This is a genomic window from Halorubrum rubrum (assembly GCF_024494685.1).
GTDB lineage: Archaea > Halobacteriota > Halobacteria > Halobacteriales > Haloferacaceae > Halorubrum > Halorubrum rubrum.
This window is the reverse complement of sequence record NZ_JANHDM010000013.1, coordinates 24,276-37,864: the sequence shown is the minus strand read 5'-3', so window position 1 is coordinate 37,864 and position 13,589 is coordinate 24,276. Positions and strand designations below refer to the sequence as shown.

Below are 13,589 nucleotides of genomic sequence, written 5' to 3'. Positions count from 1 at the left end.
ATCGGATTCGGAGCGAGAGTTACCGCCGCAGACGGGCACCCCCAATCCAGAGTGAAAACGCCAGACTGGAGCGGGTTTGACACACCCCTGGTCAAGAGTGAATAGCCCTCCATACGGAAGCAGCGTACTTGGTTGAGACGACACCCCCCGTCCAGAGTGTATCTCCCGAACCTGGTAATCAATCATTTCTATGAGATGACACATCGGCCCTGGACGTCTGACGCACGGCAGACACCCCTCGTCCAGAGTGAAAGCGCCGGTGTGACGAGCTGGAGTGGAGTGTGAACCTCGAGTAATGCTGACGAGCGTTCGTCGACACCCCCAATCAAGAGTGAAGACGCAGATCAGATCTCCAGCCGAAGCAAAGCAGGGTACAATCAGAACTGTCGGGAACGGGTATCTTGATTCCGATTGACGAGGGAGATCGGGAGATACCAATCCCGATTTCGGCTTTGATGCCGGTTCGGTAGTTGGCGAATAGTCAGAATGACGATTGTTCCTTCAACATCTCATAATACGCGGACGATGGAATCGAACCCCCACACCCCTCGTCCAGAGTGAAACGCTACGAGAGTCCCTCGGCTCACCGGGCGGAAACCACACGACGAGTCAGCTGGGAAGTACCGAAATCACAAGACGTGAGACGAGTATCCCTCGAACAGCAGTCGTCACACAGTCGAAGATCCTCTAAACATACCAATCTTCATAGTATTATCTAGAAGTTTTATTACTACCTACCTCTTACAACTCCCCAAGTGCATTCAGCACAAGGAAGAGGACGAAGGCGGCATTCGTCCGGGTGGTTTCGAACCGCTGCTCGTGTTTGCTGTTCCATTTCCTCCGTGTTCTCCCGTCTCAGGCAGTCATTCCGTGATTCTTGCTGATCTTCTCCCACGAGAACCCCCGTTTCTCGTGGACCTCACCCCACTCTCTTGATTGGTTTTCACTCTGGACGAGGGGTGTGTGGGCGAAGCATTCTCTCCAGCTCCCTTCCGTGTCTCCACTCAGTATTAACCAACAACTCTCCCGATACCTCGATGGTGTTGGTTAACGTCTTCCAATCTCGGTGAAGGCGGTCAAGTCCGTTTCTCGAGTTTCCGCGATCTCGCGTCGAATCTCCGTCCGATCCCAGCCAAGCGGTGACAGCACACTCTCGACAGCTCTGACGAGTTGCGTCTCGTAGTACGACGCATCGTACGACTCTACCTCTTCGTGGGCCAACGCGACTCGCTCTCGCGAACTCTTCTCGTCGTCGACGACCACGTACTCGATGTCCTGTCCCGGGTGGATAGCGAGGTCCTGGTCCCGAGCCCGCTTCAGCGCCGCCACGTTCTGCGTGTTCTGCGTGTACCCTTCCAGCGGCTTGGAGACACGATTCCGTTCGACGAGCTGCTTGACCGGCACCGTTCCAGCGTGGAGGCGCTTGATCGCGTCCTGAAGACAGTCGAGTACGGTGTCCGGAGATTTAGTCGCACCGAGCCGTTCGAGATAGTCCCGCTGGACGTCCTCGATGAACGGTGGGGTTGAGCGCTGCCGAGCTTCAATCCCGCGTATCTTGAAATCGTTGTCGCCGGCGACCTTCCCGAAGTACTTCGTCAACGCGCCGGCGTCGCTCTCGCGCTGCGGCACGAACGCCACCCAGTCGTAGTGGGCTTCGTGTTCGAGCCGAATCTCGACACGTTCCGTGATCTCCGTCGCGAGCGTCTGGAGGTCTTCGCGGTCATCGTCGTCGACGTCAGGGTCCGGCGTCACCCAGATGGAGTCGACGATGCCGTGGACGACCCGCCAGCCGCCAGCTTCCAGCCGCTGTTTCGCCGTCAGTAGGATCTCGCGAGCGAACGCGTTGATTGCTTCGTGGCACTCGATGCGGCCGAACTTCGCGTTGCTGAACCCCTGATAGCCGAAGCAGGCGACGAGGATCCACTTCAGCGCTCCCGACCGTCCCTCGAGTTCCGCCAGACGGTCCTCGTCGGGGTCGTCTCGTTCCTTCTCGCGACGGATGGCCGCCTTGATCTCGTCGCGTGCGTCGATGATCGGCTGTAGCACATCGACGAGGTAGCCCCGGTCGTCGCAGATCGAGTATCCGAGGCCGGGGACGTCGTCGCGGTCGCTGTGGCAGCTACACCGGATGACGTCTGGCGAGACGTTCCGGGTGCAGATGATGTTCGGATACAACGAGGAGAAGTCGAGTTCGTGGACGTTCTCGTGGAGGCCGACCTCGGGTGCGAAGATGAAGCCGCCGCGGTCGGCATCGTGGAGCGTCCCCATCGGCTTGTAGAACTCGTGACGCCAGGAGTTCCACGGGACGAGGACGCCGCGGTCGTGGGCCTCGCAGATCTGGATCGCCGTGAGGACGTTCCCGATTGACGCCCACGCGAGCTCCTGGACAGGCTTTTTCGAGCGCGACACGAGGTCGAGGACGCCGTCGAGGTTCGTCTCCCCGTAGAAGAACGTGTTCGATTCGTCGATGATCGCCCGGCCGGGCACGTTGTACCGCGCTGGGGAGTGGCCGACGCGGCCGTAGCTCGAGTACGTCGACCGGCTCGCGAGCTGCTGATAATCGACGTCCGGCCACCGACTCAACGAGAAGTCGTCGACGCCGGCGTCCGTCGCCATCTCGTACAGGGTCGGGACGATCTCACTCGTCGAGCAGACCAGGACGTCCGGATCGTGCGCGTCGAGCGCCCTCAGGACGGCGGTCAGGAGATCCGTCGGCGAGCCGGTGACGGTGTCGCCGGCGACGGACAGCTCCCCATAGATGTCGTTGCTCGTTTCGGTCACCGGGACGCTGAGCCGGAGCGTCGACAGCTCGCTCGCCGGCGTCGGATCGGCGCCGGTCTCCAGACAGTATCGGAACTCTCGCGAGAAGTCGACGTTGAAGCAGGCGAGATCCCCGACTGGATAGGCCGACAGCTGACGCGCCTGCCGGGCGAGTGGAGTGATGCGGTCGATGTGGACGACGTCGACCGCGAGAACGGCCTCCTCGTCTCGTCGAAAGCCCGGCCGTCGCGTAACCATCTCGGTCGCGACGACGTCCGGGTGCTGGTCGTACACCGACTGGAGCGTCGTGAGATCAAGGTCGGCATCAGGGTCCCGAGGGGCGACGTAGAATCGCGGTGTGTAGTTATCCCGTTCTGTTGCGACGGCGCCGTCGGCGGTTGCCTCCCACTCCAGAACGCGGCCGTCGTCCAGAAAGTCGATACTGAACGGCATCGTCACGGGTCCGAGTCTGGTGGAGCGGCCCCCTGGTCATCGCGTGCTGCGACCGCGGCTTCGAGCTCTTCGAGGCGTTCCTCGTGGTCGTCGAGGCGCTCCTCCTGTTCGAGATCGATGCTGAGTAGCGCCGGCAGCAGCGGATTCTGGTGGTTCAACAGCCCGCTCGCGTCGGCGTGCTCGCGGGCGTACTCGAACAGCCGGTCGAAGCGCGGCTGGTCGCGACGCCGCAGTGCCCGGCGGAACTCGGCCCAGCGCTCTTCGATGGCCCGCAGTGCATCACGGTAGGTTGGGTTCGTGCGCCCCATCGCTATCGTCCTCCTGTTCCGCTCGCCGTCCACGCATCAAGCAAGGGATCCGTGGTGGCCGCCACCGCCTCACCGTCAGCTGTGACACCCGTCCCGACACCCTCCGGGGTCGGCGTCGACGGCGCCGGCGTCGTCGGTTCCACGCCGACCTGCGTGGCGCGTGCCGCGAGCAGCTGCCGCCAGTACGCGAACGTCGTCTGGTAGTACGCGCCGTCGTCGACGGGATAGACGAGCGTCTCGAAGTCCTCGCCGACGACCCGTGGCCCCATTCGGGTCTGCTCGCACTTCAGGTGGTGGTCGGCGGCCATCGCGACCGGCGTCGTGAAGTCGTCGCGCTGCGCCCGGGTGACGAGCACCGGGATGTCGTATCCGTCGGCGTAGGTCGCCAACCGGGCGAGGGTTCGGGCCTGTAGGGTTTTCGCGTGAGTCTCGCCGAGGGTATCGTCGGCGCGGTACTGGGCGTCGACGGCCGGCGCGACGATGAGGGCGGGCGTGTGGGGCGACGTGTCCTCGTCTCGACTTGGTTCCTCTCGACCGGCCGCCCCGGCGTCGGCGGTGGACGTCCGGATCGACTCGTTCACCGCTGTCGGGAGATCACAGACGGCGCCGTAGTGCTGGTAGGCAGTGAATCCACGTGCCACGTGGATTCGGTTGAGCAACCGTTGACTGGGCGCGATCTGAGCGAGTGTCGTCGTCGTCGCGTGGCCGTTTGCGTCGACCCAGAAGGAGGGTCCGGCGTGCAGGAGGAGATGGTCGAGCACGAGCGACTGCAGGATCGGGACGCCGCGGCCACCTTCGACGTCGAGTAGGGTGATGCCGTCGTCGAGTTGCGGCAGCAGCATTTCGTCCGCAGCCGGATCGGCCTGGTCAGCGAGGGACCGATTGCGGTCAGCACCCCGTGTCGGCTGGTCCACCGACAATCGGTTCGACGTTGAGTGTTTTCCCATACTCGATTAGTTGTCTACGTTCCCGATAAGCCGCGGCGTGTCGCTTCCGCGTTTCAGGGAAGTCGACTTGATCCCCTCCAATCCCGGTACGGTCTCGAGTAGTCTCCGTTTGGATCCTGTTTCCGAGAATAGTTCCTGAATCCAGTGTTCTCCGGGTTAACCAACATCTGCCCGTATTGACGCCGGCGTGTTGGTTAAACCTTCACAGCTGGAGTCTCGAGCCTGGCTGCTCGGAATGTTAATGCTCAACGCCACGTTGGAAGAGGTGCTCTATGAGCTATCCACGAACCCACGTCGACCACCGAAACCCCGACCACCACGAGTCAATGCACCCAGCTCGAAATATCGTGAACGCCCACGTTGTTGCCGGGGAATTCCTTACTTCACAGTACCACGATGCGCTTCAAACTGTTCTCCATCCCCTCGGCGAGTCTCTGGACACCAAAGACCAACATGCTCTCAACGACCTTGGCATCGTCCATGCTAATGGTTCCTTGAACGAGCTTTCCCCTATCGTTCGTACATACGTCAAACTCGACGAGTATTGGACACGCACCCATCGTACTGCGCTCAACGAACTATTCGCTGATCGACGTGCTCACGTCCTGAGTTGCTGTACACGGTTCCTTTCTGAATTCTCTCGACACACACTCGAAGTCGAATCTGGCCGTTCCGGAACTGCGCTGGATACTACCCTCGTTCCGCTTCTCAAAAGCGGATTTCTCTCACACACAGATGATGAGAAAACGCCATATTCTGTTGATGAACACCACGCGCTGTATCGACCGACTGAACGGCTCTTCGACGCACTTCTTGACCAAGCAGCTGTTCTCTGTGAGCTTCTGCCACCGACCGAGCTCTAATCACACGATTCAGAGCTGGCTCTGTAGAAATTCTCCCGGTCACCAACCTTCTGCGGTGAAACAGTCGATAAGTAGGCTTGCGAATTGGCCACAACTCAGTCGTCATCTTGCGCGGACTCAAATTGGTAGATACTCCACGAAGACGGCGGTGAAATCCCTGACGAGCTAGGTGTCTTCTTCGTGGATGGAAATGTATGATCGTTCTGGGCGCCTCTACGATAGGTCCGTTAGCAGCGTTGTGAGGAACTGGACCTTCTCTTGATATTCGACCCCGTGTTTGAGAAAAGAGGACATATCATTGAGATCCCACTGCCCGTATTTGTCGATGTATAGGAGTAACAACCCGTCCAGTAGTAATTTCGCGCCATTCCGATGACCTTGATGAATCTCGGTCTTTAGCCCTTCATGAACGAGTTCGTGGCGTTTCTCTTCTATCTCTTCGATGGCTCGCTTCAATTCGGGACGAAGCGAGTCGTCCATGTCGTGGTGATAGGAAAGCGCGAATTCACCACGGTCAACCATCTTGTCGAAGTCACTGGCGTTCGAATAATCGCTGGTATTCGAAAGAATCTCGATGCCCCTCCAGAAACTAAAGAAAGATTGCCGAACAGATCGTTCGGTTATCCCGTCTTGGTACGCGAGTAGCGCACTGACAATATATCCCTCGTAGGTTCCCTTGTCAGCATCATAGTCGAACGTCGGAATGTCGCTGATCTCATCGACGTCGTCTGCGTGGTTAAAATGGAACCGACCAACTGACCGCCGATAATCGAAATCCATCGGGCGATACGTAACGAAATCTCCGTCTTGGAATATGAGGTAGAACGGTGGTTCTTGATGACGGGTCCATTTCTCGTAGGGAGCACGATCTGAACTCCCCGGTTGCGGCATACCTGCGGCCCAGAGCTGATCGAAGAAGTTTATTTCAGCGAAGCGGATTTCGACGAGTTCCGAGACCCTGTGTAGGGCGTAGAACTCGTCCCGGGCTTTCATTTCGACCATCAAGAAGGTCCACTCACGCCGTTTCAACGGGTGGTCCGAGTAGTCATTCGGAAGTTCATCCAGAAAGGAATCGAAACTCGAATCATCGTCATTTTCGGCCGCTATGAGATGATTTTCCCATTGATCTTCGTCGATTTGCTCTGCTTTCGACTCGTAGAGTTCGACTTCATCTGGAAAATGCTTGCTCCGAATCATTATCGGGAATACAAGCTTGTACGTGTCCGGTGGAGTCCCTAACCAATTCGAGAAAATACCACTCTTTTTGGTCTGAAAATGACCTCTCAACTCGTCTTCGGTGAGGTCTGTTCCGTGTGTTTCGGCTATCTCGATGAGTCCTTCGTGAAATTTCTTGTAGAGACCTCTATTCGTGATTCGGTGGTGGTCTCTGTCGAGTCCGAGATCCCGAATGGCTCCGAAAAGGTTCTTTTTGAATGCAGATTCTTGTCCCATTTGGACACGTACTTCGCCGGTCCTTGGTAGCTCCCAGATTCGCTGATATGCGTCGTAGAACCGCTCGTCCATGATATAGGTCCTGTCTGGTTCTTATATTAAGTTGGTGCGGGTTCCTTATCAGTGCGTTCGGTCCCTCCGGCGAATAACAGCGGCGAGTTGCTGTATACCTCCTCTGGACTTACCGATCATACCCAAATCTACAATCAAACGAGGGTGCAACAGAACCAGCCCTTCACATTTCCAGATACGTTGAAGATTCTCCCGGTCGGACCCGGATGTATGTGTGGCCGAAATTCGCTCTTCATCGACCAGGCCGAACTCGAGGTCCGCTTCAACGCCGAGGTCATCACGGACGGAGGCTATACACCCCGATACAACATCGCGCCTGGCGACGACCTCCACATCATCACGAACGAGGCTCCAGACGAGATCAACGCCTACCACTGGGGGCTGATTCCATTCTGGACGGATGAGCCTGAGGAGGGCATCATCAACGCTCGCTCCGAGACGGCCGACGAGAAACGCGTCTTCGAGCGGGCGTGGGAATCACGTCCCTGCCTCGTCCCCTCGTCAGGGTTCTACGAATGGAAATCGCCGAACGGCGGTTCGAAACAGCCCTACCGGATTTTTCGCGAGGACGACCCCGCGTTCGCGATGGCCGGGCTCTGGGACGTCTGGGAGGGCGACGACGAGACGATCTCGTGCGTCACGATTCTCACGACGGAGCCGAACGACCTGATGAACTCAATCCATGACCGGATGCCGGTCGTCCTCCCAAAGGACGCTGAGTCCGACTGGCTCGCCGCAGACCCGGACACTCGCAAGGAACTGTGCCAGCCGTATCAGAAAGATGATCTGGACGCCTACGAGATCTCGACGCGGGTCAACAACCCCGGAAACGACGATCCCCAGGTTATCGAGGCGCTGGATCACGAGCAATCAGGCCTCGGCGAGTTCAGTTCCTGATAGCTGACGGGGTCAAGGTCACTGCATCGGCGACGCCGCTGCCGAATCGACGAGCGAGTACTCTCGATCCCGACTCGTCCCCTCCGCCTCGAGGAGATTGTACTGCTCCATCTTCGAGAGGTACGTTCGGACGGTGCGTTTCGTCCGGGGGTCGTCGACCTCCTCGGCATACTGCTCGTGGATCTCGCTTGGTCCGATCGGGCCGTTGTCGCGGACGATATCGTAGACGACGCGCTGATGGGGGGTGAGTGAATCGAGGCTCTTCTGTTTGATCTGGGCCCGAGCATCCTCGGCGGCGTCCAGGAGTATGTCGTCGGTGATGCGTTCGTGGTTCTCGCGATCGGCCTTGCCGGCGGCCGTTCGAAGGATTCCGATTGCGAGGCGGGCGTCGCCGGCGGCCGCGTCGGCGATCCGGTAGAGCTGGTCGTCGGTGATGACGTCTTCATCGAGTCCCCACTTTGCCCGCGCACTCAGAATGTCGTACAGCTGCTCGTCGTGGTACTTGTCCATCCGGACGTGCTCGCTGGAGCGCAGCCGGCTCACGAGGCGGTCGTCGACGCGGCTGAACAGCTCCTCTTCCTTGTTCGCGATGCAGATGATCGCGAACTGCGGGAGGCTGTGGAGGTCGTAGATGACGCTGGGGTCTTCGAGCTGATCGACCTCGTCGAGGATGACGACCGTTCGCGGGCCGTCATGCTGCTGGAGCCGGTCGACGAGTTCGTCGTGGGGCGTCGACTGCCGGTGGATGCCGATGGTGGCGCCGAGATCGTCGAGAATCTGGTAGAGCGTGCGGAACCGGGTGTAGTTACGCCAGCAGTTGACGTAGGTGGCCTCGACGTCGAGCACCTCCTCACGTAGGCGTTCGGTGACGAATTGCGAGATGCAGGTCTTGCCGGCGCCGCTGGGTCCAGTGACGATGGCCGTGTCGGCGGGTTCCCCGTTCGTGATGGGTTCGAGAACGCTGGAGAGGTGGTTGACTTCGGCGTCGCGATGCTCAACTTCCCGAGGGACGAACCCAGCGCGGAGTACGCGAGCATCGCGGATCATCTGTATCTGGTAGACTACTTTCTGGTCATAAAAGTGTAACCGGGGTGTTTCCGGAAACGCTCTTGCCTAGGAGATTGGTTCGAAGATTGCGTTCTATTGGTAGTTATTCGCAATTTAGGCGTTTCTCTGGTCAACACGATTTTCAGCCGACTTAAGCGGGAAATTGAGATGACACAATAGACGATGCGCCGGCCTATTGAGCACTTCGCCAGAGCGCTCGATACGGTTGCCCTCGATCTGGTTAGACCTGTCTAAATCGACGAAGTGTGCGTTTTTGTTAGGAAGAAAGGCCGGGGGGTGAAGTTCCCACAATCACCTGTTCCAGTTAACGCCGCTGGTATCATTTTGCTGGGAGTCTGTGACTGCCAGGGTGATTCTTCCTTTACCTGGGATCCTGGGAGGCTCTTTACTGAGAGCGATCTTGCCGTCTTGCTCGAGTCCACTTACGTAACGACGGGCTGATTCGGTTGCACAAGCGAATTTGTCGGTGTTCCGGGTTACATACTGACTGAGTTCAGACTGAAGGTAATCCCAGACCTCTCTCCCATCTGAAAAACCCCAACGGTCGGATAATTGTCCGTTTGATGTGGGTTGTTGCTCTACAATATCGATTACTCGACGGTCAAAGGTATCTATACTTCTGTCCTGAATCGTGATTTCGAACGGTCGCCAAGCGGTTGATCCGCCTGGCCAAAGATTCCCGTACAGGCACCGATAGAGAACCTGTCCTCCCTGCGTAACTAACTCCCGTAGCTGACTGTCGTTCTCAATTGATGAATATTCGCTGACATCCATCAAAAATAGACTGAACGACTGAAATGCACCTAGTGAGGGATTGCGCCGGCAACGAGATTTGTGGAAGCTAATGCTCTTTTTAACGCTCTGGACTGTATGCTGTTTCCGGCGGTAACTGTCCTCAGTGCTCTGGAATCGCTCTATAACGCGTTCTGCGTCCGACAAATCGCTAATAACCGGCAAAGGTCCGAGGGTGGATTTTGCGAATCCGACTTGATCATCGAGATCCATTGTTATCTCGTCTTCTGGGATTCCCCAGTAATCGATTGCTTGATCTACGTATTTATCCCGAGAAGTAGAGTTGCGCTTCGTTGTGATTTCAGGACGGGAAATCGGACATCGATCGTTAGCGTCTAACAAGTATCCACTTAGAGTTGGGTCGATACACCGTGCCGAAAATGGTATTGCTTCTACAGTATAGACATATTCTGCGCCCTCGGTATCCACGACCCTTAGTACACCGAAGTGGTCCGTAAGAAGGTCCATTGGCTCATATTTCATCCAATTGAACAAATCATCTAGCTCTTCCTTGTCGATGGGGAAGTCTGGAGCGAGTTCATTTGCGGTGTATCGGGCACCCTTGAGGCGATCGACAACGAGATCGGTGACTGGTTCCTCAAAAACGTGAATTCCGCCACGTCTGTTTGAAGGTACTGTTTCTGCAATCTTGCCGTCGGTCACGACGTGGCCCGCGTCCACAAGCTCTTGCCTTTCTACCTCGGGCTTGTCATAGAATTCGTCTGTCGGAATCATAGCTTTCGGGTGTATCGGTTGGTTATTCTCTGATCCAGTTCGTACATTATTGGTATTCGTGCCGGTAAACGCTCAGGTAGATTCAATCAACCGGCTGATGAGTGAGTTCCGTTCCAAAGTTTCTCGATCGCCAACTAATGTAACGTCTTGTGCACAGTTGAAGCAGGTGTAGAGTTGCTCAATATCACTCACGGGCGGAGTGACCACTCGTTCTTCGCCTGTAACGGCGAGACTGACTACAGCTGAGTCTACATGAGTTCCAGATAGCTGATCGGGGAGATGAACCGCTATGTCTTTCCCAATTTCTTCTAACTCTTCTCGAATGGCATTTGCATGGGCGACAAAGGGAGTAACAACCAAATCTGGAGAGACGTTTGTACAAACTTCAGCTACCTTTTCAGCTTCGGCTTTATTCTGTGTCAGGCGCTGATGGAGGTATGGTGTCGCATGTACGGGGATACTGACCTTCAGACGATGATGATCGCTATCAATAGGATTACTGGTCCGGACTTTGAATCTGATGTCCTGGATTGTGTATGTCTCGCCGAACGTTAGTGCGCTCGCGTCAAGGGTTCTAAGTTGTTGTAGAGACTGAGAGATATGGACTGCATCAACTTGTTCGACTGGTTCCAGCCGGATGAAGCGGGTTTCGTCTTCTTCAGTGGATGTTGGTACTTGATACTCTAGTGAGGTTTCACCGATGGCCGTTGCTATTGCTCCATCCGTATCTCTAAATTCGAAACTTCCGTCAATAGTCTCAGCGTCAAGTTCCAGCCCCGAAAATGCAGATTGCATTGTACGAGTGAGTTCTGCTTTCACCTGAATGCTCTGACTGTCGTCGCTCTCAACATTCGCGAACCGCCGGTATAGACGGTTAAAATACGCCTCGTCAAGACGGGCCTCTCTAGCCTCCCCACTGACAATCTCAGGACCAGACCGTCGAGTGTCACCAATTGCCGCTACTCGATCGCCGAGAATCTGGAGGAAATGGAACTGGGGTTCTGCAAGACTTTCCGCACCCACAATTACGATCGTGTCGAAGAATTTGTCAGTATGGGGCCGAACCGACTCATCACCATCTCGCATAGCGTGGAATACCTGTTCACTAAGCGCATAGCGTGCCGATGAAACCACGACAGATGCGTCGCGAAGCCCCTCATAAATCTCGTGCCCATCAGACGTTCCAGTAAGACCCGTCGTCGCTCCACCAGCGAATCCGTCCATTCTAGTCGCCCCTTCGACTGATGAAAGTCGCTCTTCGACCGAGTCGGTCATTTCAGGCCGCGTACAGAGGATTAACGCGCGTTGTTCATCGTCAGGTATCTCTTCGCCACCAGCGGGGCTTGGATACTGCTGCGTGGCAAGTTTTGTAACAATATCAGTAACGAGCGTAGTCCGCTCGCGACGGACTGGAACATCCAGATATAATTCCTTTGCGTCGGTGTACTCGGAAAGAGAATTTAGGTCCGAAGGGTCAAGACTGTCCTCGTTATCGCCGGCCTTTCCTGTCGTTTCAAGGAGGGGTGATACCTCTCCTCGCTGAGCGTAGTCCAGTTGTGACAACAGCTCACGTGGTAGAGAATCAGCGGCGACGGTACGGACGGCTTCATACGCCTCCGTAGGATCAAGGAAGGCCGAATTGGGCGTTGATTTCAGCTGGAAGACATACTTGTTCTCAACCCGGCCATAGTATGTGGCTTCTTGATAGTATTCTGTGCCGGTCTGCATGAGACGTACGCCCGAACCTGGGGTAAAGGACGGAACTAGCCCTGCATCTGACGTGAAGACCATCCTTCGTTGGCCCTCTAAGGCGTTAAGCTTGAGATCAGGGATTCGTAACCCTGCCTCTGACAGTGTTTCTGGAGCTAATTGCTCAAGTTCGTAGCCTAATCGTTTCCGATGGTCTCGCTCAGTGTTCAGTCCCTGACGAAGCCCCGTGTAATGGTCGGTGACAGCGGGATCTCGGAATTCGAGTCGTTGGTCACAATCGTCGAAAAGCGGACACTGGGATATGATGTTCCCTTCATCGTCTGATTCAAAGCACGGCCAACGGCGCTCAGACTGACAGTAGTATTGACAAGGTGATGGAAGAATCTCATTTTCCTCTTGGTCGGTTGTCGGTGACTTGAACGTACAGCCAGTACAATCCCGACCGTAAGTCGTCGGCACACCGAATCCATCGCGAAGAACAGATGCCTCATTTCGGAGAGAAAGAATGTCTTCTACATCGCGGCGCCGCAATTCGACTTCTTCCAACACGACGCTCGATTCGTTCGCAAGGTTCGGATACACGAGATAGCCGCCGACCCCTTTGTCAATTCGATCATGAAGACGCTCTCCCGTCTCAAGAGTTTCGAGGAGGAATGCTAGGAGATAGACCCGGAGCTGAAATCGGTGATGATTCCGTGTCTTATCGGTCAGCTTGTAGTTGGTTTTGAGATCATAGGGGGTCCCATCGATGATTAGGTCAACGCGGCCATTAAAGCCGACAGAGGCAGATAGGCCTACTTCTGCACTAACGTCTGTCGCTGAAGCGATTCGATTTGTAAATTCGTCGTCTGTCAGAAGACGAGTAGCAGCATCTAACGCGTTCTCCCGAATTCGGTTGGGGCTCACCCATGCCAACCGACACAGAGCCATCTCGATAGAATACTCTGACTCAATTAGCTCTTCAAGAGACGCCTCAACTTGAGCTTCCGACCATCCACCTTTGAATTGACCTTTGCCCCCTTCTTCGATGGCGTGTTCTACTAATGTGTGGACAATTCTACCTTTGATTGCTCCGGGAGAAAGATCGTACCTACCGGGTGAATATACGTTCTTCTCGTAGAGAAGGTCGTAAATACGGGGGCACTCGCTAGCGGAGCGCATCTCACTTTTGCCGATTGCGGTATCCGGGTCTCGGATTATGATTCCGGTGACGTTGAAATACCACTTGCCGTTGTGTGTGTTAGGAATCCCCCTGACGACGACCGACTCGTCTTGCTGTAAAGGCACCTCGTCGATTATTTCACGAAGATACGATGCGGTTCGCCCGAACGAGTCCGTCCAAGCAGGATCCTCATGCCAGATCGAGAGGAAGGCATCACCTTCGAACTGACCAGACACCCGAACTGGATACAGTGTCTTGTCTCCGCCTTGTTGCCCTCTTCTTGGGTCACCAACGACTGTACATCGGATAGTGACTTCCTGGCCATAGTGCGTCTCGTCGTCAACGATGTCCTGAATCGGATAGATCATCT

At 56.1% G+C, this 13,589-nt stretch carries 8 protein-coding genes; 1 reads left to right on the top strand and 7 read right to left on the bottom strand.

The genetic code is table 11. The annotated features are described in order from the left end of the window. Positions 1-1,047 precede the first annotated feature (1,047 nt). The 4 genes from NO889_RS13715 to NO889_RS13700 form a co-directional block, all read right to left on the bottom strand. Positions 1,048-3,213, bottom strand: a complete 2,166-nt coding sequence (locus NO889_RS13715) for a type B DNA-directed DNA polymerase (RefSeq protein WP_256412802.1) — start codon at positions 3,211-3,213, stop codon at positions 1,048-1,050. Positions 3,214-3,215: 2 nt separating this feature from the next. After that, positions 3,216-3,521 (bottom strand): DUF8156 family protein, encoded by a 306-nt coding sequence (locus NO889_RS13710; protein WP_256412801.1) that lies wholly within the window; start codon positions 3,519-3,521, stop codon positions 3,216-3,218. A gap of 2 nt (positions 3,522-3,523) precedes the next feature. Continuing rightward, the gene (locus NO889_RS13705; protein ID WP_256412800.1) at positions 3,524-4,363 is read right to left on the bottom strand and encodes a hypothetical protein; all 840 of its coding nucleotides are present in this window, start codon (positions 4,361-4,363) and stop codon (positions 3,524-3,526) included. Positions 4,364-5,544: 1,181 nt separating this feature from the next. Next, positions 5,545-6,855 (bottom strand): hypothetical protein, encoded by a 1,311-nt coding sequence (locus tag NO889_RS13700; RefSeq protein WP_256412799.1) that lies wholly within the window; start codon positions 6,853-6,855, stop codon positions 5,545-5,547. A gap of 210 nt (positions 6,856-7,065) precedes the next feature. On the opposite strand from NO889_RS13700, the gene NO889_RS13695 reads away from it, so the two are divergent. After that, positions 7,066-7,752, top strand: a complete 687-nt coding sequence (locus NO889_RS13695; RefSeq protein WP_256412857.1) for an SOS response-associated peptidase — start codon at positions 7,066-7,068, stop codon at positions 7,750-7,752. 18 nt (positions 7,753-7,770) lie between these two features. Here NO889_RS13695 and NO889_RS13690 read toward each other — a convergent pair whose 3' ends face one another. From NO889_RS13690 to NO889_RS13680, 3 genes are all read right to left on the bottom strand, one after another. Continuing rightward, positions 7,771-8,799, bottom strand: a complete 1,029-nt coding sequence (locus NO889_RS13690; protein ID WP_256412798.1) for a Cdc6/Cdc18 family protein — start codon at positions 8,797-8,799, stop codon at positions 7,771-7,773. 312 nt (positions 8,800-9,111) lie between these two features. Then, positions 9,112-10,347, bottom strand: a complete 1,236-nt coding sequence (locus NO889_RS13685; protein WP_256412797.1) for a DUF5797 family protein — start codon at positions 10,345-10,347, stop codon at positions 9,112-9,114. 72 nt (positions 10,348-10,419) lie between these two features. After that, positions 10,420-13,587, bottom strand: coding sequence for a PD-(D/E)XK nuclease family protein (locus NO889_RS13680; protein ID WP_256412796.1), 3,168 nt, complete (start codon positions 13,585-13,587; stop codon positions 10,420-10,422). Positions 13,588-13,589: the final 2 nt, after the last annotated feature.

Bases quoted from the DNA above. Each gene is read 5' to 3' on its own strand.
- NO889_RS13695 (WP_256412857.1), top strand. From the start codon at position 7,066: ATGTGTGGCCGAAATTCGCTCTTCATCGACCAGGCCGAACTCGAGGTC.
- NO889_RS13685 (WP_256412797.1), bottom strand. From the start codon at position 10,347: ATGATTCCGACAGACGAATTCTATGACAAGCCCGAGGTAGAAAGGCAA.
- NO889_RS13700 (WP_256412799.1), bottom strand. From the start codon at position 6,855: ATGGACGAGCGGTTCTACGACGCATATCAGCGAATCTGGGAGCTACCA.
- NO889_RS13705 (WP_256412800.1), bottom strand. From the start codon at position 4,363: ATGCTGCTGCCGCAACTCGACGACGGCATCACCCTACTCGACGTCGAA.
- NO889_RS13710 (WP_256412801.1), bottom strand. From the start codon at position 3,521: ATGGGGCGCACGAACCCAACCTACCGTGATGCACTGCGGGCCATCGAA.
- NO889_RS13690 (WP_256412798.1), bottom strand. From the start codon at position 8,799: ATGATCCGCGATGCTCGCGTACTCCGCGCTGGGTTCGTCCCTCGGGAA.
- NO889_RS13680 (WP_256412796.1), bottom strand. From the start codon at position 13,587: ATGATCTATCCGATTCAGGACATCGTTGACGACGAGACGCACTATGGC.
- NO889_RS13715 (WP_256412802.1), bottom strand. From the start codon at position 3,213: ATGCCGTTCAGTATCGACTTTCTGGACGACGGCCGCGTTCTGGAGTGG.